Below are 19,958 nucleotides of genomic sequence, written 5' to 3'. Positions count from 1 at the left end.
GGAAACCTCACCAGACCGCAGAAGGAGCTTCTGCCGTACCTGCTCTACGGCGCACAGCAAGTCGACCCGTCGATCGATCCGATGGACTACAGCGGCAGCGTCGCGGAGGCCAACAACGAGCTGCTGCTCACCTGCTCGGGCGGCGACACGGACGGCAAGGAGCGCGCCGTCGAGGCAATGGCTCCGGACGAGTTCGCCGCTGATTCAGCGCAATCCGAGCAACAGCTGCTCGACGTGATCGGTCGCTACACACTCCCCCAGGTGCGAACCGAGGTCCCGATGTTCGTGGCCTACGGCGCGAAAGACGACATCGTGCTGCCGCTGTAGTCCATCGGATCGATCGACGGGTCGACTTGCTGTGCGCCGTAGAGCAGGTACGGCAGAAGCTCCTTCTGCGGTCTGGTGAGGTTTCCGTCCGTTGCCGCCTGCACCAGGGGCGTCAGGTCCGTCGGCGGCGACAGCGACACCGATCCCACCAGGTCGAGGCCCTGACCGTAGGTGGCGGCGAGTTCGTTTGCAGCCCAGGCTGCTTGGCCACCCTGTGACAACCCGACAGCGGCCCATCGGGTGGACATGTCCGGCAGCGCGCTCTGGGCGGCGCGGGCCGCGTCGATCATGTTGTGTCCCGAGGTGCGCGGTTCCAGGTACGGGTGGGTGCCGCCGCCGGTGCCCAGGCCCTGGTAATCGGGAAGCACGGTGACGTATCCGAGTTCGGTGAAGTCCTGCACAGCGAATTGGTAGCCGAGTAGATCGGGATACAGGGTGGGTCCGCAGTCGGCCTGAATTCCTGTGGTGCCGTGCCCGTAGACGACGGTCGGCCAACCGCCCTCGGGTGGGGTGCCTGCCGGAACGGCTGCCACACCCGAGACCGCCGTGGGGGAATTGTCGACACCCGACGTGGACTCGTAGACGAATCGGTACAGCGTGGCTCCGGTGTCGGTGAGCGCTGTCGATCGATCGCCGAAGTCCTCGGAATCGAGAACGGTGCCCGGCACTCCGGTGAGGTCGTACTGCGGGGCCGGTGCGGTCGTCGTCTCGGCGGGCGTGACCGAGGGCGCGGTTACAGACTCGGGCGTGGAGCTGCACGCGACGAGCGCGCAGGTGGACGCCGCAAGAACGGCTCCGACGCGTCGAGCTCGATTCGGTCCACTGATGGCATTCACTCCCGCGTGTCTACCAGACCCTGGCGGGAATCGGCAGCCTCAACTGCCAGTGGGCGTCCGGTGGACGTCGTCGACCAGGTCGTGAATGGTGGCCGATTCGGGTAAACAACCCGGCAGCGGTGTTTGCGACCGTCGTATTCAGGGGATCAGTGCTGCTATGAAAACAGTGGTCGTCGTCAGTGCGGTCGTGGCAGTCGTGGTGTCGTTTCTGGGGTCCGGTGCGTGGATCGGAACGCCGATTGCCGAGGCGGCGGGCGGGGCGCTGAGTGCCACGTCGACGCTGGTGGCACCCGCAGGCCCGGCGTTCTCGATCTGGTCGGTGATCTACACCGGACTCATCGCCTACGCCGTATGGCAGTTCCTACCCGGCCGCACCGCACGGCACGACGCGTTGCGTGCACCGATCGTCGCGTCGATGTTGCTCAATCCCGCGTGGATTCTCGTGATCCAGTTCGGCCAGGTGTGGCTGAGCGTGATCGTCATCGTCGCCTTGCTGTTGGTACTCGTCCGCGTGTTCGTGCTGATGCAGCAGCATCGACCGGAGGGTGTGGCCGACGCGGTGATCACCGACGGGACGATGGGGATCTATCTCGGGTGGGTGTGTGTGGCGACGATCGCGAACGTCTCCGCGTGGCTGGTGAATCTCGGATTGACCAGTGGCGCAACGGTATGGGCGATCATCGTGCTCGTGGTGGCTGCCGGTGTCGGGGTGTTTCTGGCCCAGTTCTCCGGTGGTGCGGTCGCACCGATGTTGGCGATCGTCTGGGGACTGGGATGGTTGGCGCAGGGCCGCTTCTCCGGTGAGGTGGTCGATACGACTGTCGCTTGGGCAGCCGTTCTCGCCGCAGTGGTGGTCGCGATTGCCACGGTAGGAATACGGGTCCGTGAGCGAAGGACCGTCTCGGTGGGGTGACTCCCCGCGATCTAGTCCGATCCTCGGAGCAATGCGACCGCACCGTCGATGTTCAGCGTGGGATCGAGAACCGGCGCGGTACTCAGGCACGCAACGATGAGGTACACCAGCCACTCGACCATCTGCTCGACGTCGATGCGCGTGTCCTCTTCCAGCCATCGGGCCGTTGCACCGTCGATTGCCGCGACGATGCTTCGTCCGACCAGCCTGACGCCGGCGTTCTCCGGGTCCAGCCCGAGCCGTGTGGCCGACGCTTCCAGCACTGCGGTGCGAGCATCTTCGAAAACTTCCCAGGCTTCTGGATCGGCACCTCTGCCGCCCAACACCATTCGGAGCGCCAGACCGCGGTGCACGCGCAGGTACTCGAGATGGCTGGTCAGAGCAGCCCGTATCTGCACGTCGGGTGTCGAATCGGGAATGTCGGCGAACGCCTGCGACATCGCCGCGGCAGTGGCCCGCATCGACTCGAGGTAGATGCCTCGCTTGTTGCCGAAGTAGTGGAACAGCAAGCCGTGGGCCACATCCGCCGACTCCACGATGTCGGCCACACCGACCTTGTCGTAATCGGTTTCCGCGAACAGGGCGACCGCCGCGTCGATCATGCGCTGACGGGTTTCTGCGGCTCGAGCGCTTGCCCGGGTGGCCCGGGCAACCGGCTGGGTGGATCGATTCGGCACCTCGAGTCCCCTCTGTCTCGGCCTCCCCGCTCGGCTGCTGCCCACGGTTCGACACAAGACTAGGTCCTCGTCAGATGATCGGCGTGATGTGGTCATGAAGTTCGAAGCCGAGGAGTGCCTTGCCGTAGGTTTCTATCGACACTCGCGGGAGCATGACGGCGTGGCGGGCACCGACGTTGGAGTCACGCCAAATGCGCTGCAGTGCATTGACATCGGCGAAGGCTCCGGCTCCAGTGGCATCCACGAGGATGTTGAGTGCCTCGTTGATGCTCTTCAGTGCAACGGCTGCGTCGCCGCGGACGCGAGCGCGCGAGAGGAGGACCGGATACTCGCCGGCTTCGGCCCACCGCATGACGTCCTCCGCCGCGCGGTACGCATGCAGGTGCGCGGTGTCGACCTTCAGTGCGGCTTCGGCGAGCATCATCTGGAAGGCCACCGAGTCGGCCTGCCGGTCGAACACCGTGTAGGCCAACGCTTTCTGGGACGCCTTCGTTCGGACGAGTTCTACTGCGGCACGGCCCATTCCGAGCTGCGGTCCGACGAGAACCATGACGAGCATGGGGCCGAAGGCCGAGCGAGCGAACGCGGAGTCGGTACGTTCTGCCACGTTGGCACCGCTGAATGCCGGAATCATCGAGAGCATGCGGTGTTCGGGTACGAACACGTCTTCTGCAACGACGGTGTTGCTGCCGGAGGCGCGCATGCCGGCTACGTACCAGGTGTCGTCGACGCGGTAGTCCGAGCGAGGCAGCAATGCCATTCCCTGGTCGAGCATGTCGCCGTCTTCGTCGTTGATGATGATTCCGCCGGTGAACCACTCCGAGTGCAGGCTGGCCGAGGCGTAGGGCCACGTGCCCGTGAGACGGTAGCCGCCCTCGACCTTGCGGGCGGTGCCGCCGGGGGTGACGACGCCGGCAATGACGGCGTCCGGCCCGTTCGCGAAGATCTCGGCCTGTGCCTGATCGCTGTAAAGGTTTGCGGCCCAGTTGTTGACGTTGGACAGGGTGGTGACCCAGGAGGCACCCGCGTCGCCTTCGGCGATGATGGCCGAGACGTCGAGCATGGTGCGCAGATCGGTTTCGAGTCCGCCGAACTTCGCCGGTGCTGCGATTCGGAATGCGCCCGCGCGGCGGAGGGCGTCGACGGTGTCCTCGGAGAGGCGTCGTGCCTTCTCGTTGTCGGCGGCTCCGGCCTTCAGGTCGGGCACGAGAGCTCGGAGATTGGCAATCACATCGGTTGCGGTCGCAACGGTCGGTACTTCGGTCGTCGTCATGGCGTCGCTTTCGGTTCGGCCCCGTACCTGTGAGGCGTGTCTCACGAAAGTAGGCCTGCGTTGACTTCATGTCAATATTGACTTCGTGTCAGTCATATGGCGTAGTTGTGGGAACACCGTTGTCGAACGAAGGAACCCGGATGCTGAACATCGCCATGACGCAGGAGCTTTCCGCCCCTCAGGACAAGGTGTGGTCAACTCTGTCCGACGTCAGCACCTTCGAGAAGTGGCATGCCTTGCACGAGGAGTGGGTGCAGACGCCCCCGAGGGACCTCGAGGTCGGGTCGACGATGGTCGAGAAGATCAAGATCGCCAGCATCACCGACACCATCGAGTTCCAGGTCGAAAGTCTGCGTGCGCCGGAGGAATTGGTTCTGGTGGGAGCCGGATCCACCGGATCGATGATCCGGCTGACGATGAACTGCGCCGCCCGCGGCAGCGGATCAGCCGTCACGCTCGAGTTGGAGGTGACCAGTCCGCTGTTGTTCGGAGTGGTGGGCAAGGCGCTGCAGGGCACGTTCAGGAAGAAACTCACCGCCACCCTGAACGGACTCGCGGAGTACCTCGCGTGAAACGCCGATTGCCCCGCTCTTGCGGGCGGGGCAATCGTGGATGCGATTATCAGTCGAGAAGTTCTGCGGCGTAGCCACTTTCGAGTCTGCGCTTGACGTCACCGAGGTAGCGGGCGGCATCGGCACCGTCGACGATGCGGTGGTCGTACGACAGTGAGAGGTACACGGTCGGAACGGTGGTGACGTCGGCATCGAGCGAGGAATTGACGACGGGATTGTCCGCCAACGCCTCCACCGCAGCTTTGACGAAGAACGGCAGATACGACAGTTTGTTCCCGGTTCGGTGCAGGAACGAGTCCTTGTTCTCGCGCCTGACCCGAGCAATCGCGGAGACCTCGGCTTCCACGACCGTCGTCAATTGCGCTGCCGTGTGCAGGGATTGAACCATTCGGGTGGCGATGGTTCGTCTGATTCGGGGCAGCTTCTCGATCCGGTCGGCCGTGGGTGCGGCGACCTCCGGCTCCTGATCGGCGGAAGTGACGTTCTCACCGAGCGAGGGCATCGCAACGGTGTCGGTGGTGACGGTCGCTGTCATGTCTTCTTTCGTGTGCTCGATGGGGCGGGTGTCAGTGATCGGTGACGTCGAGTGCGGCACCGACGATGGAGTCGGTATCGATCTTGTGGTGCTTGTACACCTCGTCGAGTGATCCGGCCTGCCCGAAGTTGCTCACGCCCAACGATGTCGAGGCCACGCGGTTGACGGTGGCGAGGAACGCCAGAGTGTGCGGGTGGCCGTCGAGCACGGTAACCATGGGCGTCGCCCGATCGGCGGGCAGGAGTTGATCGAGGATCCACGATTCACCGACACCGCGTCCTTGCCTGGCTTGCAGCGCGCGGTAGAGCTCGCCGGGACTGGTGATGCACAGAACGTCTGCGATCACGCCGACCTTGCTCAATCGCTCGGCGGCCTCGAGTGCTTCGGTGATCACTGCTCCCATCGCCGCGATGGTCACCGTCGCACCGTCCCGACGCACCAGTGGGTATCCGCCGGCCACGACCTGGCGTCGGCGACGTTCTCGTGCCGCCGGGTCGGTGGGGACGTCGGCCTTCGACTGGTCGACGGGTCGCGTCGACAACCGTAGGTAGGCCGAGGTTCCGTCGGGCCGGCCCAGCCGCGCGATGCTGGCGAGCAGGGTCCATTCGACGTCGATGGCGAATGCGGGTTCGTAGCTGATGCAGCCGGGTTGTTCGAGACCGATCGACGGTGTCTTGATCGATTGGTGCGCACCACCTTCCGCAGCCAGTGTGACTCCGGACGGAGTACCGACGAGGATCGATTGACCGCCGGCGTAGATGCCGTACGACCACGGTTCGAGGGCGCGTTCGACGAACGGGTCGTACATGACGCCGATCGGGAACAGTGGCTGTCCCCATCGGCTCCACGTGGCACCGAGTTCGCCCATCAGTCCCACGAGGTTGGTCTCGGCGATGCCGAGTTCCATGTGCTGACCGCTCGGTCCCTCGCGCCAGTGCATGATCGTCTCGGCGTCGTCACCGAACCAGTCGTGCCGATCGGACGAGGACCACACACCGACTTTGTTGACCCAGCCGCCGAGGTTGGTGGTGGAGCTGACGTCGGGGCTCACTGTCACAACCCTTTTCGCTGCTTCCGGGGCCTCGCGAGTGAGGTCGATCAGCGTGCGGCCGAGGGCAGCCTGAGTGGTGGCAGTGCCCTTCGGCGTGCGCCCGATGTCGGTGGGAACGGCAGGGGGAGTCGACGCCGGAACCGGTTCGCGGCGCAGCCGTTTTGCGGTGGCGGCGCACAGTCGCCCGGCCGCACTGTCGTCGTCGAAGCGGCCCCAGGGCGCAGCGGGATTCAGGTCGAGGCTACGAGCGAGCTCCGCGTACTCGTCGACGGTCAACAGTGAGGAGTGGTTCTGAGGGTGCCCCTGAGTGGGCAGTCCGAAGCCCTTGACCGTGTACGCGACGATCACGGTGGGCCGGGTGTCGTCGATGCGAGAGTAGGCCTCGCGCAACGCATCCAGATCGTGTCCGCCGAGGTTGCGAATCGACTCGGTCAGCAGTGTGTCGTCGAGATCGGCGATCAGTTCGGCGATCGCTGCGGCGTCGGGTCCGGATCCTGGAAGGCGGGTGCGCACCTCGTCGGCGCTGCAGCGCAGCAAGCGCTGATACTCGGGGTTCGGCATGTCCAGAATTCGGGTGCGGAGTGCGTCGCCGCCCGGCTTGGCGAAGAGGTCTTCGAGCAATCGGCCGAACTTGACGGTGATGACCTGCCAGCCGGCAGCGTCGAACATTTTCTCGAGCCGCCGCGCCGCGATGTTGGGGACCACTCGGTCCAGCGACTGGCGGTTCAGGTCGACGATCCACACGATCTCGCCGAGCTCGGTGATGCCCGGGTCGATGACGGCTTCCCAGACTGCGCCTTCGTCGAGTTCTGCGTCACCGACCAGTGAGTACTGTCGTCCGCTGAATCCCGATGTCCTGGGGGCGGAGTCGTCGGTGCCGAACCGGCCCTCGACGAAGCGTCGGGACATGGCACCCCAGATCGGGGCCGTGGCACCGATGCCGACCGATCCGGTGGAGTAGTCGACGGTGTCGGGGTCCTTGGCCCGGGACGGGTAGGACTGCAGTCCGCCGTACGAGCGGAGAGTCGTCAGGTACTTCTCGTCCAACTCGCCCAGAAGGTAGTTGATCGCGTGCAGCACCGGCGAGGCGTGGGGTTTGACCGACACACGGTCGCCGGGCTGCAGCTGCTCGAACCACAGTGAGGTCATGATCGAGACCAGCGACGCGCAGGACGCCTGGTGGCCGCCGACCTTCAACCCTGTCGGGTTGGGCCGAATTCGATTGGCATGGTGAATCATCGACGTCGACAACCACAGCACCCGCAGAGCGATGTCGTGCAGGTCTTCGCCGTCACCGGCAGACGAACGGCGGTCGGCGGGGCTGATGCTGGTCATGACAGAGGGCTCCTGAGTCGACGGTGAAGAACGTCCTGATGCCGGCCGAGGCCGAGAGGGTGAATGAGAACGCGGACGACGCGGGACCGAGTGTGGTCCGGTGGCCCGGGCAGGCGTTCGGGTCGCGAATCGCCGAGAGAGTGCAACTGAGCTGCGATGGGGGACAGTGGACCAGGCGTCTACCCAGCTGCGCAAGTGTTGCCGTTCGAATGGTGCAGATTGCTCAATTCGAGTCCTGTGAGGGGCTCGACCTTGGTCCTACTGATCCCGATTACCCGTCTCCGGAGGCGAGTGTGTTGCCGCCACGACAGCCTCGAAGGTGTCGACGATCAATTCGACCACCGCATCGAGTTCGAGATCGGGGGTGTCGAAATACGCGTCGGCCGTTCTATCGAGAAAGCCGGTCCACCCGGAGATGGCGGCACTCTGCAACGCAGACAGGGGTTCCGAGAGCTCGGCGAGGGCCGCGACCTGCTGAGCGCCCTCCGCGCGGGCCTTCCGGACGGCGTCTTCGACGACGGAATCGCCCAGTTCTCCCTCGCGGATCACCCGGACGTAGAGGGCGCGGTGTCGTTCGAGGAACTCGATGTGCCGACGCACGAAACCTTCCACGCGGGCCCGCACGGACTGCTCACCGGCCTCGGGTTCCTGGAATTCGGCCAGGTTCGCCAGGACGTCGGCCAGCGCTGCCGCGACGAGGCCCTGTTTGTCGGTGAAGTAGTAGAACAGCAGCCCGTGTGCTACTCCTGCGCGACGCGATATGGCCGCTGCGCTGATGTCGGCGCTCTTGCCCTCGGCCAGGAGCTCTATCGCGGCCTCGATCAGGGCTTGGCGACGGTCTTTCCGAGGGCGGGCACGGTGGGACCGCTCGGCTCCGGGGGGCGGGTTGGTCGACACCGATCCGACATTAGCGCACCACACGCAGGCCTTCCTGACCATCGTTCAAATTCTTGACCAGTAGTCAAAGTGGACGTAGCGTCGGTCACATACAAGTGACCCGAAGAAAGGTCGTTCGATGAGTACGACGCAGGATGCAGGGAGTCGGAAAGCGCCGAGGGTGGCGCCCGATCTCATCGCCCACTGGGTGGTCAAGTCCGCTCGCACCGAGGAGATGGTGCGGTGGTACGGATCGGTGTTCGGTGCCGAGATCGTCTATCAGGACGAGGGAATCACGTTCCTGACCTGGGACGACGAGTCGCACCGGTTGGCGATCATCGCAGTGCCGAAGCCCGTCAGGTTCCTGTTCCCGTTCGCCAAGTTCAGGCGCAAGGCCTACGGAATCGACCACATCGCGCTGACGTTCCACTCCCTCGAGCGGCTGCTGGAGAACTATGTGCGACTCAAGCGAATGGACATCCTCCCCGTCTGGTCGATCAATCACGGGCCGACGATCTCGCTCTACTACGAGGATCCCGACGGGGTGCGGCTCGAGTTCCAGGTCGAGAACTTCGACGCCGAGAACACCGCGGCATTCTTCTTCACCGAGGAGTTCGCCAAGAACCCCATCGGCGTCAACATCGACCCCGATTACCTGCTCAGTCAGCTGCGCAACGGCGTGCCCCACGAGGAGCTTCGCCGACGCGAGGCCGGAACTCGGCCCGGGCGTCCGGTCGTCGCAAACAAGAAGACCATCACGCCGAAAACTCTGTGACACAACAAGCTGCTGATCCAACGAGGGGGAGGAAGAATCACATGTCTGTCAACGTAGTTCGAACAGTCGACGGTTGGTGGCGTCTCGACGGCGACCGTGCAATCCGCATCGACACCGAGGCCCAGACCACCCGCGAACTTCTCGCCGACCGCGGTGCCATCACGGGTGCGTCGGGTGCGGGTACGAGTGTCGGCGAGCTCGAGCTCGTCTCTCCGATCACCACGCCGTGCCGGGTGGTGGCGCAGCTGCTCAACTATCGATCCCACGCGATCGATGCCGGCTCCGACCCGAACACGTTGCAGCCGACGTTCTTTCGTAAGTCCTCGGCGTCGGTCTCCGGCCCGTTCGATCCCATTCGTCAACCGGCCGAGGTAGCGCTGCTGGATTACGAGATCGAACTCGGAATCGTCGTCGGTGCCGAGATCCCGATCGGTACGACGGTCACCGACGACAACCTTTCGGACTACGTGGCCGGTGTGGTCGTGGCCAACGATGTATCCGCTCGTGAGATCCAGCTGACGAAAGTCCAGGTCTACGAGAGCAAGTCGTATCCCACGTTCACCCCGCTCGGCCCGAGGTTGGTGTTGCTCGACAACGACGAGCTTCGCCGCATCCCCGAGTTGCACATGACGCTGGCCGTCAACGGCGAGACCCGCCAGGACCAGACGATCGGCAACGACCTCATCACTCCGCCGGCCGAGGCGCTCACCAGGTTGGCCCGTTTTCAGAACATGACCGCCGGTGACGTCCTCCTCACCGGAACTCCCATCGGGACAGCCATTTCCGCGCCGCCGAGGGTGGTGCAGAAGATCGGTGAGCTGATTCCACCGGCTCTGAAGTGGAAGTTCTTCTTCGCCCGGCAGGCGAAGAATCCGAAGTATCTCTCGGTGGACGACGTGATCACCGCCGGTATCAAGACCACCGATGGGACCATCGATCTGGGAACTCAGGAGACGGTAGTCCGATGACTGCGCCGATCGTCGTGGTCGGGGCGGGACCGGCCGGCTGTACCGCCGCATTGCTGTTGGCACGTAGAGGGATTCGCAGCGTCGTGCTCGAGCGACGAGGTGCGCCGCTGTTCCATCCTGCCGCGCACGTGATCAATGCTCGTACCCTCGAGATCTGGAACGAGTACAGCCCGGAGCTGGCCCGCTCCATCGCTGCGATGTCGCCACCGCACGAGACGGTCAATCTCATCAGCTGGTACGGCGATCTCGCGGACGAGGCCATCGGTTCGATCGACCTGCTCTCGGACCCCGAGCGCAAGGCCATCGTCGAGAGCCAGAGCCCGTTCCTGGTCTCGCACATCGGTCAGCATCTGCTGATGCCGGCCCTGTGGGATGCGCTCGACGCCGAACCGTTGGTCGAGTTCAGGCGCGGATGCGCCGTCGAGTCCGTCGAATCCGACTCGTCCGGCGCTCGTGTGCGTGGGCATTGCGCGAGTGGCATCACCGATATCGAGGCCCAGTACGTGCTCGCGTGCGACGGTGCCAACAGTGCGACCCGGGACGGTACCGGGGTGGGCCTGACCGGACCGGTGCTGGCAAACATGGGTAGCGCGTTCTTCACCTCGAAGACGCTCTTCCCCGACGATGCTCGGCCGCTGCTCAGTTGGATCTACACGCCCGAGCTGTGCGGCGTGATGATCGCGCACGCCGACCATCGATACATTCTGATGACCGCCTACCTGCGTCCCGAGCAGGAGATCGCCAAGGACAGTCGAGCGTTCTGGTTGCGCACACTGCCGAAGGTGTTGGGCGATCACGAGTTCGATCTGGAATCGACCGGAACCTGGGTGATGACCTCGCAGACCGCCGATGCGTTTCGACAAGGTCGGTTGTTCCTGCTCGGCGATGCAGCGCACCGGTTTCCGCACACCGGCGGTTTCGGCCTGAACTCGGGTGTTCAGGACGCCCACAATCTGGCATGGAAGCTCGACGCGGTGCTGTCGGGCGACGCCTCCGATTCCCTGTTGGACACCTACGAGACGGAACGCCGCCCGGTGGTGGAGAAGTTCGCCGAGCAGAGTGTGGCGAACCATTTCCGGATGGACGACATCGGCAAGAGGGTGGGCATCACCAACAAGATGTTGGCGAAGGCGACACAGGTGATGGGACGTCCACCGCTGAACAAGATTCCAGGAAAGTTGATCGCGCCGCTGGCGGCGGGGGCGACACGGCGGCAGATGGCGCGCTCGCAGAAGGTGAACCCCGGCGCGCCCGGTTCGGCTCGGCTTCGCCGCGAGATCGCCGAAGCGATTCCGGGTCAGGTGGAGCATTTCGTCTCGATCGGCTTGCAGTTCGGCTATCTCTACGCCGGTCCGTTGATCGCGCAGGATCCTGCGGCCAAGCCTGCCGAAGACGTGGTGGATTACCTGCCCACCACGTACCCGGGTGCCCGCCTCCCGCACGCGGTCCTGTCGGTGAACGGCACGTCGGTGGATGCGCACGACACTCTGGATCGAAACAAGTTGATGCTGCTGACATTTGCCGGTCGCGAGTGGGATCCGGTGGTGTCCGAGCTCGACGCAGGCGGCCCAGGGGTGGTCATGGTTGCGGCCGACGCGCCGTCGGGCAACGATCGTGACCGGTTGATCGACCTGTACGAGGTAGGTAATTCCGGGGCGGTACTGGTGCGACCCGACGGACATGTTGCCTGGCGTACGACAGGTTCGGCGAGCGAGGCCGGAACGGCGCTGGCCGATTTCCTCGAGACACGGTGGCGCAGCGTGTACGACGTCGCTCGGTCCCGGATCTGACTGTCTGCGCAGCGTCGCACGAGAGATGGAGAGACAATGCCCCATCCCGACCGGGTACGTTGGCAGAGCATCGATTGGCAGGGCGCGACACGGGACATTCTTGTGGAGGGCAAACGAATTCGCTTGGTCGATCTGAACCCGAGCGGCAGCGACGAGGTGGTGATATTTCTCCACGGAATCGCGGCGAGCTGGCGTTGGTTCGTCGAGATCCTGCCGGAGGTGGCGCGGACGCATCGTGCGATCGCAGTCGATCTTCCGGGCTTCGGCGACTCGCAATTCTCGCGTGCCGGTGTCAGTTTCGAGGGCATGGCGCGTGCGGTGGCGGCGGTGTGCGATGCGCTCGAGGTACCGAGAGCGACCGTCGTCGGGCATTCGATGGGCTCCATCGTGGCCACCCGGCTGGCGATCGAGCGTCCCGATCTGGTCGAGCGACTCGTCATCACCGGTGGACCCATTCTGTCGCTCACCGGCCTGGCGAGAAGCCCGGTCAAGACCTTTCGCAACCAACCACGCTCGGTGGCAACGCTTCTGATGGAACTGGTCACGATCGGTATGCCGCTTCCTGCACGCCTCGCCCGCAGAGTTGCGCATTCGCCCACTGCGCTGTCTTTGGTGCTCGGACCGTTCGTGGAGGCACCGCGACAGCTGGACCCGCAGGTGATGGAACAGGTCATGGCCAAACTGGGCGCAACCGGGTCGTTTCCTGCCCTGCTGTCGACCTTCGCGAGCGATCCCAGTGCCGGTCTGCACCGCATCACGTGTCCGACGCGGATCATCAGGGGACCGGGAGACCCCCTCTCTCCGCTGTCCGACGTCGAGCGTTTCCTGAAGGCGGTTCCCGCTGCCTCGTCGGTCGATATCGAGGGAACAGGTCACTGGCCCCACATCGAGATGCCCGAGCGATTCCTCGCCGAACTCGAGGCATTTCTGAACGACCGGACGTGATGGATCCCGATACGGATGCGGGCGGTCCCCGATACAGTGCGCGCATGCACAAAGTACCTCGCGCGATTCGGGCCATGGGCATCAATGCGGTCCGTCTGTACAACCGCCTCGAAGTGTCCGTGGCGCAACCGGTTCCCGACGAGCCCGTGCTGTTCGTGTGCAATCACGGATTCGGCGGAGTGATCGATCTGAACGTCTTCGCGTTCTCGGCTGCGTACGACGATCTGAACCTGTCCAGGGAGATCATCGCGTTGACGCACCAGATCGCGTGGACACTGCGTGCCGGGAAAATGCTCGAGCCGTTCGGCGCGCGGCCGGCCGCGCGAGAGAACGCTCTCGACGCATTCGAGCAGGGACACAATGTTCTGGTCTTTCCCGGCGGCGACCTCGATGCACTGAAGTCGTGGCGGCACCGAAACGAAATCGTCTTCGCCGGACGCAGTGGTTACGCGCGTCTCGCGATGGAAGCCGGGGTGCCGATAGTTCCGGTCGTGACCGCGGGCGCGGGTGAGTCACTCCTCGTCCTCAGCAGTGGTCGTCGCATCGCCAAGGCGCTCCGATTGAACAAGACGGCATTTCGCGTCAAGACGCTGCCGCTGTCGGTATCCATTCCCTGGGGCGTGAATTTCGGGGTAGTCGGGTTGCTTCCGTATCTCCCGCTACCGACGAAGCTGCAGACGTCGGTTCTCGCGCCGATGCGTCCCGAGCCCGACGAGTCCGCAGAGGACTTCGCACATCGCGTTCACTCTGCGATGCAGGCTGAACTCGACGAATTGACGAAGGATCGCCTGCCGGTGATCGGCTGAGCCGTCATCCCGGTCCTTCCCATCCGCACGCTTCACACGAGGCGTAGATGCGGCTGTTGGCCGGTCCCACCAGCGGTGAATCGACGACGTTCTCGCCCAACGTGACCTGGTCGCAGATGGGACACACTCCCCGATAGTCGAGGTTGAAACTGTAGGTGAGCACTCGGACTCGATCCTGTAGGTCATGTCGACGTGGGAGCGACAGTAGACCCCGAGCCCCTCGCCCGTCGATAGCAACGGAGTTCTGGTCCACGATGGTCGGCGCAGCGTGGACCGCGTGGGAGGAACGCCGTAGTGTCGGTGTCACGCCGCTCGTCCAGCGCACACAATGGTTCAGCGAAACCGAACCGACCTGCGGATCGTAGGTCGAGAAGGTCGAGTCTCATGACCGACACACCTATCCACGACGAACTGCAGAACTTCATGAAGATGAGCACGCGCGGTGGCGATCGGACGGTCGAACCCGTTGACGTATCGGTTCCCGTCGAGGTGCCTGTGCACGCCCGCGCGCGTCATCACAGAGCCTGACGGTACGACCACCGCACGTCTGCCCTGTTTTTCCCGCGTTCGTTACGGCTGGGCTGCGGGGTCGATCGCTGCGTGCACTCCGCCGCTGTAAGACGTCGGAAGCTCGCGGCTGCAAAGGGTTTCGGCCTCGTCGGCGGAGATCCCGAGCGCTCGGAGCACGCGCTGCGTCGTGTCGTCCACGGTTGTCGCTTCGTCGCGATCGGGTTGGGCGAGCAGCAGTCGACCCATCGACAGCAGGGAGCCGGCCACGATGGCGAGTGCGACATCTGCGTCGTCCACATCGAATCGCCCTTGGGCGGCGGCCGATTCGATATCGCGGCGTGAACGCGGTGCCAGGCCGCCGGCTGCGGCGAATGCCGCAGCCTCGGAGTTGAGCAGAACGCGACTCAGTTCCGGCTCGAGGCGGAACAGTCGTCCGGACAATCGGAAGGACTGCGTGAATTTCTCGACGGGGTCGTCCAGACCAACGGTGAGCGAGTCGAGGAAGTCGCCGGCGGATTCGAGGGCCGCGTCGATGGCCGCCTGCCACAGCTCTTCTTTGCTCTCGAAGTAATTGTAGAAAGATCCATTGCTGACCTCGGCGGCCTGGGTTATTTCCAGAACGGGCGCGTTGGTGTTTCCGCTCGCCAGGAACCCTTGCGCGGCCCTGACGAGAGCGGCTCTGGTGCGGGCCTTGCGGCGCTCGACACGGTTGCCTTCGGTCACGGTGTGCTCCTGCTCTGGAAGGTGGCGAGAGCAGCCTATCGCGACAAATATTGACGAATTCGTCAAAAATGCTTGACTGGGCGAGGTGCGGTGAGTGACGATATCGTCAATGTCTGACGAACGTCGTCGGATCCGTGGCCACATCGAGGACTTGATGAGAACCGACGTGTCGATTCCCCAGTACCGCAGGAACATCTACTCCACCGACGCCATTCTCGATCCCTACCCGCACTATGCGAGATTGCGGGAGCTCGGCCCGGTGGTGTGGCTACCGGGTCAGCAGGTGTTCGCGGTCCCTCGGTATGCCGAGTGCAAGGAAGTGCTCCTCGACGACGAGACCTTCATCTCGGGTGACGGCGTCGCGCTCAACCCCATCGCCAACCGGCTCGGCCGGGGCACGACCCTCAACAGCGATGGCGACGATCATGCATCGAAGCGCGCGGTTCTGGCTCACCGCCTGACTCCGAGGGCGGTTCGGAAGATGACCACGGCAATTTCGGAGAAGGCGGAAAGCATCGTCGACGTCGCGTTGAGCAAACAGTTCGTCGACGGAGTCGACGAACTCGCGACGGCGCTGCCCATGTCGATCGTCCCTGACCTCGTCGGCTGGCCCGAGGATGGCCGCGAGGACCTTCTGCGATGGGCCGGAGCAACTTTCGACTCACTGGGGCCTGTCAATCGGCATTCCGCCACCGCGGTGAAGGCCGCCACCGAGATGCTGAGTTTCTCGAAGCGGGTGGTGCGCGAGCGGTCGGTCCTACCCGGAAGTATGGGCGAGGACGTGCTGATCGCCGCCGACGACAACCGACTCGAGAAGTCGGCGTGCCCAGCAATGATGATCGACTACCTCGGACCGTCACTCGATACCACCATCGGAGCTATCTCCGGCGCGCTGGACCTGTTCGCAAGGCATCCCGAGCAATGGCAGGCGATACGGCAGAACCCGGACCTGATTCCCAACGCCGTCAACGAGGTGGTCCGGTACGAGTCACCAATTCGAGCATTTTCTCGAAAGGCTGTGCGCGACACAGATATCAGCGGATCGAGAATTCCCGCAGGAGCCCGTGTGCTGGTGATCTACGCGTCGGCGAACCGAGATGAGCGGGAATGGGACAACCCCGACGCCTTCGACATCACCCGCGATGCGGCTCGCCAACTCGGCTTCGGCTCGGGCACGCACGGCTGCGCCGGTCAAGGATTGGCGCGTCTCGAAGCGCAGACCATGCTCCGGGTGCTCGCGCGCCGGGTCGAACGAATCGTCTCGTCGGGAACACCGAAGAGGGCCGTCAACAACGTCATGCACCGATACGAACAACTCCCACTGAAACTGGTGGCTGCAGAGAGGACATCGCAATGAGAATCGACGTCGACTGGGATCGGTGCGAAGGGCACGGAATCTGTGCCGATCAAGCTCCCAAGGTTTTCAGCCTGGACGACGAGGGCGAGCTTCGCTACGCCTTCGAGGGCGGCGACATACCCGACGACCTTGCCTCCACGGCACGTTCGGCGATCGGAGCGTGTCCCGTGGCAGCTCTCCGAGAGAGCAAGTGAGCGCCACCGACCGTCGTATCGTCATCGTCGGAGACTCCATCGCCGGGTGCACCGCCGCCCGTGAGCTCCGCGCCCGCGGGCACCGGGGTTCGATCGTCATGATCGGTGCCGACGCCGACGGCTGCTACGCGAGACCGCCGTTGTCGAAGCATATGCTCAAAGGTGAAGCGGCCGAGGCCGAGACGTGGGATCTCTCCGATCTCGACGTCACGGCGATCGTCGATCCGGCGGTGTCGTTGGATGCCACACGACGAATGGTCACCACGACTGCTGGAATCGACGTTCCCTACGACGCTCTGATCGTGGCCACGGGAGCGTCCGCCCGGCGCATCGCCGGTCCGGATCAGTCGGGTGAGACGGTGCTGCGGACCTTCGCGGACGTCCGTGCCCTGCGTCCGACACTGGACGAGGCGTCGACTGCGATCGTGGTGGGTGCAGGGTTCCTCGGCATGGAGGTCGCCAGTGCCTGTGTTGCACGCGGAATTGCGGTGACCGTCGTCGATGTGGATCCACCGTTGCAACGACTCCTGGGTTCCTTTCTGTCCGACGCGATAGTCGCGCGAGCCGAGGCTGCCTCGGTCGAGTTCGTTCGTGCGGACACCCCTGTCGCGTTGGTGGGTGATCCCGTCACGGGTATCGAGTTCGCAGATCGGACGCTGACTGCCGACCTCGTTGTCACCTGCGCCGGTGACGAGCCGCAGACCGGTTGGTTGGACAGTACCGGCATCGCGGACCGGATCGGGGTCGGAATCGACTACCGTTGCGCTACAGACATTCCCGGCATCTATGCGGCCGGGGATGTCGCGTACTCGCGCACAGCGTCCCGTCGAGCACCGTTCTGGTCCAATGCCGTTGCGCAGGGCAAAGTTGCCGCAGCCTCCGCGCTCGGCATCGAACCGACCTGCGCACCCACCGACGACTACTTCTGGACCGAAATCCTGGGGCTGTCCATCAAAGTCGTCGGTCCTCTACCCCTGCAGGGAGATCCGACCGTTCTGGAGGGATCCGTCGACGACGGATCTGCCCTGCTGCAGTGGAGCCATGAGGACGGCCGCACCACCATCGTCGCATTCGGCATCAAGAAGCCCGTCGGTCTGCTCCGACGGTTGGCTCGCGAGAACACTCTCTCCACTACCTGAGGAAGTATTCATGGCTACTGGCTCAACACTTGTACGACGCCTTCCCGAGATTGTCGGAATAGGCCGTGCCGCAATCGGAATCGCTCATATGATCGCGCCCACTCGCGCCAACGAACTCCTCGCCGGGCCCGACGCGGCCGTGGCGACCACGCGAGCTGCCGCCCGCACCTTTGGAATTCGCGAGATCTACATCGGAGGCGGACTGTTTGCGGCCACCATGTATGCACCGAAGTTGGTGCGCCCCTTGCTGCGCGCCGGGGTGGCAGTCGATGTCTGGGATACCGGTGCCTTCGCCCTGACCGCGTACCTGCCTCAGCGGACGCGGGTGGCAGGGTGCGCCATCGCCGGAGGGTTCGCTATTGCCGGTGTCCTTGCCGACACTCAGCTCTGACGGTCGAAGAGGGAGAGCCGCTCAGAACACCAGTGAGCGCGCAGGCAGCCCAGCCACTCCGTCTCTGGCGAAGGCTGCCCATGTTCGACGGACCCTGGCGGCCAACTCCGACGGCGGCGTGTTGCCCGCCAGCATGGGTGCGTCCGACCATGCCTCACCGAACAGCAGCGGCAATTCGATGCAGTGGCACGCCCTCAGAGGAGCACCTTTCGGTGCCCAGTCGACGCGGTACGACGCGACCCGACCACCGGCACCGTGCCACATCTTCACCATCGAATCCACGCCGAACAGCAGGTTGGTGACGAGACGGACCACCGGAGCGGTGAGTACCGAACTGACGACGCCGAACCTGTTGAGCCACAGCATGCTCGACACGATGTCCACGAACGGGGCGGCGTCGTCTCTGGTGTGGCCGATCAGCAGTTCGACGCGAGTGGCAGTGTCGCGTAGGGCGGCGTCGGGGTCATCGGAGAGGGGCTCGAGGTGAGCAACCGGCCCGAACGGCATTCCGCCCGCGGCACCGAACCTGCGCACAGCCTGTGTCACGGCACGCTCTGCATCCAGGACATCCGACGCAGGTGCGGTGGCCGGGTCCGTGGAGAAACGAGCTGCGAAAGCCTTTCTTGCGGTGTTGTAGAGAGCCGAACGGCCCGATCGCAATCCGAGTGGTGCGCTCTGCACGATTGCTCTGGTGAACAGCCCTGCGGCCGCCTCGCATGCCATCAGCGAGAGGATGGCATCGCCGCCCGCGGACTGACCGAACAGGGTCACGTTGGTGGGGTCACCGCCGAATCGAGCGATGTTGGTCGACACCCAGTGCAGTGCGGCAATCTGATCCTGAACACCGATGTTGCTGTCCCCCGTGTCTTTCGGAGTCAGGTAGCCGAAACCGCCGAGACGGAAGGTGACGCTGACGACCACCACGCCCTCCCGGACGAGGTGGTCTGCGTCGTACTTCTCGGCCTCTCCGCCGCCGGAGACGTAGCCGCCACCGTGCAGCCACACCATGACCGGAAGTCCCTCGGCCGCAACGGGAGCGGTCACCGACAGCACGAGGCAGTCCTCGCTCTGGTCGAGTGTGTCGACTATCGGACCGGTGACGTTGTCGAGCCGGGACGGAATCTGAATGCAGGCCGGGCCGCGGCGGGTGGCGTCGCGCTTCGTCCCCGGGGTGTTCACCGGTTGTGGCTTCCGAAAGCGCGTGGCGGTGGCGTAGGGAATTCCCCGTGCGTGGATCAAACCGTCGGCCTCGATCACGTCGAGGTCTCCGCTGGTCGTACCGGTGATCGTTTGCCGCGTCGACGCGGCCGTCATGTCGTCGTTCAAATCCAGAACCCCCTGTGTCGAACAGTGTGAGCATATCGTTCGCCCGTGGCGTCATAATCGGACCATGCGGTCCAAGCAGAAGATTCTCGACGCCACGCTCAGGTTGATCGCCGAGTCCGGCTTCGAGGGCGTCACGATCGCGGCGGTGGCTCGTGCTGCTGGTGTCACGCGTCAGACGGTGTACTCGATCGTCACCACCCGCGAGGACATGATCTCCGAGGCCATGATCGGACTGGTCGTCGATGTCATGGGTGGGATACGGGACAAGGCCGATCAGGCCGAGACTCCGACGCAGTTCATCGTCGAGACGATCGTCGCCGCACGCCATCTCATTCGGCGCGAACCGGTTCTGAATTCGTTGCTGCGCTCGGGCAATGCGAATCCGCTGTTCGACGCGGACATGATGGAGCGTGCGCTACCGGTGGTTCGTCAGTTCCTCGACGGATACGTCGAGCGCAATCCAGGATTCGATTCCGCGCAGTTCGACGGTATCGACGGAGTCCTCGTACGGGTCGCGCTGTCGGTCATCCTGTTCGACGACCCCGCCATTCACGAGGACGACGGTTTGCGTCGCTACCTGGAGCGGTGGTTGATTCCCGTTCTGCCGTTTGCTCAGCCTCCAAAACTTGACACCTGAGG

Annotated in this window: 22 protein-coding genes and 1 pseudogene; 14 read left to right on the top strand and 9 right to left on the bottom strand. The window is 64.3% G+C overall.

Features of this window, described 5'->3' with window-relative positions; genetic code table 11:
- Positions 1 to 327 (top strand): annotated as a pseudogene (locus tag CH256_RS28250) (hypothetical protein); the annotation flags it as partial.
- Here CH256_RS28250 and CH256_RS25355 read toward each other — a convergent pair.
- Positions 291 to 1,163 carry an alpha/beta hydrolase family protein gene (locus CH256_RS25355; protein WP_094671174.1) on the bottom strand — a complete coding sequence of 291 codons (873 nt, stop codon included), beginning with the start codon at positions 1,161 to 1,163 and terminating at the stop codon, positions 291 to 293. The pseudogene CH256_RS28250 and the gene CH256_RS25355 overlap by 37 nt on opposite strands.
- Positions 1,164 to 1,320: 157 nt before the next feature.
- Between CH256_RS25355 and CH256_RS25350 the strand changes: the two genes are divergently transcribed.
- The gene (locus tag CH256_RS25350; protein WP_094671172.1) at positions 1,321 to 2,076 is read left to right on the top strand and encodes a tryptophan-rich sensory protein; all 756 of its coding nucleotides are present in this window, start codon (positions 1,321 to 1,323) and stop codon (positions 2,074 to 2,076) included.
- An 11-nt stretch (positions 2,077 to 2,087) separates the two neighbouring features.
- Here CH256_RS25350 and CH256_RS25345 read toward each other — a convergent pair whose 3' ends face one another.
- Complete coding sequence (locus CH256_RS25345) at positions 2,088 to 2,753, bottom strand: TetR/AcrR family transcriptional regulator (RefSeq protein ID WP_179272227.1); 666 nt, start codon at positions 2,751 to 2,753, stop codon at positions 2,088 to 2,090.
- A 70-nt stretch (positions 2,754 to 2,823) separates the two neighbouring features.
- On the bottom strand, positions 2,824 to 4,026 hold the full coding sequence (locus tag CH256_RS25340) for an oxidoreductase (protein WP_094671168.1): 1,203 nt from the start codon (positions 4,024 to 4,026) through the stop codon (positions 2,824 to 2,826).
- A gap of 140 nt (positions 4,027 to 4,166) precedes the next feature.
- Here CH256_RS25340 and CH256_RS25335 point away from each other — a divergent pair, with 140 nt between their 5' ends.
- Positions 4,167 to 4,598 (top strand): type II toxin-antitoxin system Rv0910 family toxin, encoded by a 432-nt coding sequence (locus CH256_RS25335; protein WP_179272226.1) that lies wholly within the window; start codon positions 4,167 to 4,169, stop codon positions 4,596 to 4,598.
- Positions 4,599 to 4,647: 49 nt separating this feature from the next.
- On the opposite strand, the gene CH256_RS25330 is transcribed toward CH256_RS25335, so the two are convergent.
- The 3 genes from CH256_RS25330 to CH256_RS25320 form a co-directional block, all read right to left on the bottom strand.
- Positions 4,648 to 5,133, bottom strand: coding sequence for a 2-oxo acid dehydrogenase subunit E2 (locus tag CH256_RS25330; RefSeq protein WP_094671190.1), 486 nt, complete (start codon positions 5,131 to 5,133; stop codon positions 4,648 to 4,650).
- 31 nt (positions 5,134 to 5,164) lie between these two features.
- Positions 5,165 to 7,519, bottom strand: coding sequence for a transketolase-like TK C-terminal-containing protein (locus CH256_RS25325; protein WP_094671164.1), 2,355 nt, complete (start codon positions 7,517 to 7,519; stop codon positions 5,165 to 5,167).
- A 258-nt stretch (positions 7,520 to 7,777) separates the two neighbouring features.
- Positions 7,778 to 8,416, bottom strand: a complete 639-nt coding sequence (locus CH256_RS25320) for a TetR/AcrR family transcriptional regulator (RefSeq protein WP_179272225.1) — start codon at positions 8,414 to 8,416, stop codon at positions 7,778 to 7,780.
- A gap of 118 nt (positions 8,417 to 8,534) precedes the next feature.
- On the opposite strand from CH256_RS25320, the gene CH256_RS25315 reads away from it, so the two are divergent.
- The 5 genes from CH256_RS25315 to CH256_RS25295 are packed head-to-tail and all read left to right on the top strand — an operon-like array spanning position 8,535 to position 13,679.
- Positions 8,535 to 9,170: a VOC family protein gene (locus CH256_RS25315; protein WP_094671160.1), complete on the top strand. Its 636-nt coding sequence runs from the start codon at positions 8,535 to 8,537 to the stop codon at positions 9,168 to 9,170.
- A gap of 41 nt (positions 9,171 to 9,211) precedes the next feature.
- Positions 9,212 to 10,138, top strand: a complete 927-nt coding sequence (locus tag CH256_RS25310) for a fumarylacetoacetate hydrolase family protein (RefSeq protein WP_094640631.1) — start codon at positions 9,212 to 9,214, stop codon at positions 10,136 to 10,138.
- Positions 10,135 to 11,928, top strand: coding sequence for an FAD-dependent oxidoreductase (locus tag CH256_RS25305; RefSeq protein ID WP_094671158.1), 1,794 nt, complete (start codon positions 10,135 to 10,137; stop codon positions 11,926 to 11,928). The genes CH256_RS25310 and CH256_RS25305 overlap by 4 nt, the downstream gene beginning before the upstream one ends.
- A 36-nt stretch (positions 11,929 to 11,964) precedes the next feature.
- Complete coding sequence (locus CH256_RS25300) at positions 11,965 to 12,873, top strand: alpha/beta fold hydrolase (RefSeq protein WP_094671156.1); 909 nt, start codon at positions 11,965 to 11,967, stop codon at positions 12,871 to 12,873.
- Positions 12,874 to 12,917: 44 nt separating this feature from the next.
- A complete protein-coding gene (locus tag CH256_RS25295) occupies positions 12,918 to 13,679 on the top strand; it encodes a lysophospholipid acyltransferase family protein (protein WP_094671188.1) in 762 nt (253 codons plus the stop codon).
- 4 nt (positions 13,680 to 13,683) lie between these two features.
- On the opposite strand, the gene CH256_RS28245 is transcribed toward CH256_RS25295, so the two are convergent.
- Positions 13,684 to 13,842 carry a hypothetical protein gene (locus CH256_RS28245; protein ID WP_156516151.1) on the bottom strand — a complete coding sequence of 53 codons (159 nt, stop codon included), beginning with the start codon at positions 13,840 to 13,842 and terminating at the stop codon, positions 13,684 to 13,686.
- A 221-nt stretch (positions 13,843 to 14,063) separates the two neighbouring features.
- On the opposite strand from CH256_RS28245, the gene CH256_RS28240 reads away from it, so the two are divergent.
- Positions 14,064 to 14,207, top strand: a complete 144-nt coding sequence (locus tag CH256_RS28240; RefSeq protein ID WP_156516152.1) for a hypothetical protein — start codon at positions 14,064 to 14,066, stop codon at positions 14,205 to 14,207.
- Between the two features lie 42 nt (positions 14,208 to 14,249).
- Here CH256_RS28240 and CH256_RS25290 read toward each other — a convergent pair whose 3' ends face one another.
- Complete coding sequence (locus CH256_RS25290; RefSeq protein ID WP_068049335.1) at positions 14,250 to 14,912, bottom strand: TetR/AcrR family transcriptional regulator; 663 nt, start codon at positions 14,910 to 14,912, stop codon at positions 14,250 to 14,252.
- Positions 14,913 to 15,066: 154 nt separating this feature from the next.
- On the opposite strand from CH256_RS25290, the gene CH256_RS25285 reads away from it, so the two are divergent.
- The 4 genes from CH256_RS25285 (at position 15,067) to CH256_RS25270 (ending at position 17,993) form a co-directional block, all read left to right on the top strand.
- Positions 15,067 to 16,269, top strand: a complete 1,203-nt coding sequence (locus tag CH256_RS25285; protein WP_094671154.1) for a cytochrome P450 — start codon at positions 15,067 to 15,069, stop codon at positions 16,267 to 16,269.
- Positions 16,266 to 16,463, top strand: coding sequence for a ferredoxin (locus CH256_RS25280; protein WP_068049336.1), 198 nt, complete (start codon positions 16,266 to 16,268; stop codon positions 16,461 to 16,463). The genes CH256_RS25285 and CH256_RS25280 overlap by 4 nt, the downstream gene beginning before the upstream one ends.
- Positions 16,460 to 17,602: an NAD(P)/FAD-dependent oxidoreductase gene (locus CH256_RS25275; protein ID WP_094671152.1), complete on the top strand. Its 1,143-nt coding sequence runs from the start codon at positions 16,460 to 16,462 to the stop codon at positions 17,600 to 17,602. Before CH256_RS25280 ends, CH256_RS25275 begins: the two co-directional genes overlap by 4 nt.
- Positions 17,603 to 17,690: 88 nt before the next feature.
- A complete protein-coding gene (locus CH256_RS25270) occupies positions 17,691 to 17,993 on the top strand; it encodes a hypothetical protein (RefSeq protein WP_256989545.1) in 303 nt (100 codons plus the stop codon).
- A gap of 21 nt (positions 17,994 to 18,014) precedes the next feature.
- Here the strand turns inward: CH256_RS25270 and CH256_RS25265 are convergent, their stop codons facing one another.
- Entirely contained in the window at positions 18,015 to 19,319 is a 1,305-nt protein-coding gene (locus tag CH256_RS25265; RefSeq protein WP_231893773.1) for a carboxylesterase family protein, read from the bottom strand.
- Positions 19,320 to 19,383: 64 nt separating this feature from the next.
- Here CH256_RS25265 and CH256_RS25260 point away from each other — a divergent pair, with 64 nt between their 5' ends.
- Positions 19,384 to 19,956 carry a TetR/AcrR family transcriptional regulator gene (locus tag CH256_RS25260; RefSeq protein WP_094671148.1) on the top strand — a complete coding sequence of 191 codons (573 nt, stop codon included), beginning with the start codon at positions 19,384 to 19,386 and terminating at the stop codon, positions 19,954 to 19,956.
- Positions 19,957 to 19,958: the final 2 nt, after the last annotated feature.

Origin of the sequence: Rhodococcus sp. 05-2254-6, from assembly GCF_002258565.1 — a bacterium.
In the GTDB taxonomy this organism is placed as follows: domain Bacteria; phylum Actinomycetota; class Actinomycetes; order Mycobacteriales; family Mycobacteriaceae; genus Rhodococcoides.
Note: the sequence above shows the minus strand (reverse complement) of the source record. Positions and strands in the feature narration are given on the sequence as shown.

Bases quoted from the DNA above. Each gene is read 5' to 3' on its own strand.
- CH256_RS25335 (WP_179272226.1), top strand. From the start codon at position 4,167: ATGCTGAACATCGCCATGACGCAGGAGCTTTCCGCCCCTCAGGACAAG.
- CH256_RS25260 (WP_094671148.1), top strand. From the start codon at position 19,384: ATGCGGTCCAAGCAGAAGATTCTCGACGCCACGCTCAGGTTGATCGCC.
- CH256_RS25310 (WP_094640631.1), top strand. From the start codon at position 9,212: ATGTCTGTCAACGTAGTTCGAACAGTCGACGGTTGGTGGCGTCTCGAC.
- CH256_RS28240 (WP_156516152.1), top strand. From the start codon at position 14,064: ATGACCGACACACCTATCCACGACGAACTGCAGAACTTCATGAAGATG.
- CH256_RS25300 (WP_094671156.1), top strand. From the start codon at position 11,965: ATGCCCCATCCCGACCGGGTACGTTGGCAGAGCATCGATTGGCAGGGC.
- CH256_RS25340 (WP_094671168.1), bottom strand. From the start codon at position 4,026: ATGACGACGACCGAAGTACCGACCGTTGCGACCGCAACCGATGTGATT.
- CH256_RS25285 (WP_094671154.1), top strand. From the start codon at position 15,067: ATGAGAACCGACGTGTCGATTCCCCAGTACCGCAGGAACATCTACTCC.
- CH256_RS25280 (WP_068049336.1), top strand. From the start codon at position 16,266: ATGAGAATCGACGTCGACTGGGATCGGTGCGAAGGGCACGGAATCTGT.
- CH256_RS25350 (WP_094671172.1), top strand. From the start codon at position 1,321: ATGAAAACAGTGGTCGTCGTCAGTGCGGTCGTGGCAGTCGTGGTGTCG.
- CH256_RS25270 (WP_256989545.1), top strand. From the start codon at position 17,691: ATGATCGCGCCCACTCGCGCCAACGAACTCCTCGCCGGGCCCGACGCG.
- CH256_RS25315 (WP_094671160.1), top strand. From the start codon at position 8,535: ATGAGTACGACGCAGGATGCAGGGAGTCGGAAAGCGCCGAGGGTGGCG.
- CH256_RS25305 (WP_094671158.1), top strand. From the start codon at position 10,135: ATGACTGCGCCGATCGTCGTGGTCGGGGCGGGACCGGCCGGCTGTACC.
- CH256_RS25295 (WP_094671188.1), top strand. From the start codon at position 12,918: ATGCACAAAGTACCTCGCGCGATTCGGGCCATGGGCATCAATGCGGTC.
- CH256_RS25325 (WP_094671164.1), bottom strand. From the start codon at position 7,519: ATGACCAGCATCAGCCCCGCCGACCGCCGTTCGTCTGCCGGTGACGGC.
- CH256_RS25330 (WP_094671190.1), bottom strand. From the start codon at position 5,133: ATGACAGCGACCGTCACCACCGACACCGTTGCGATGCCCTCGCTCGGT.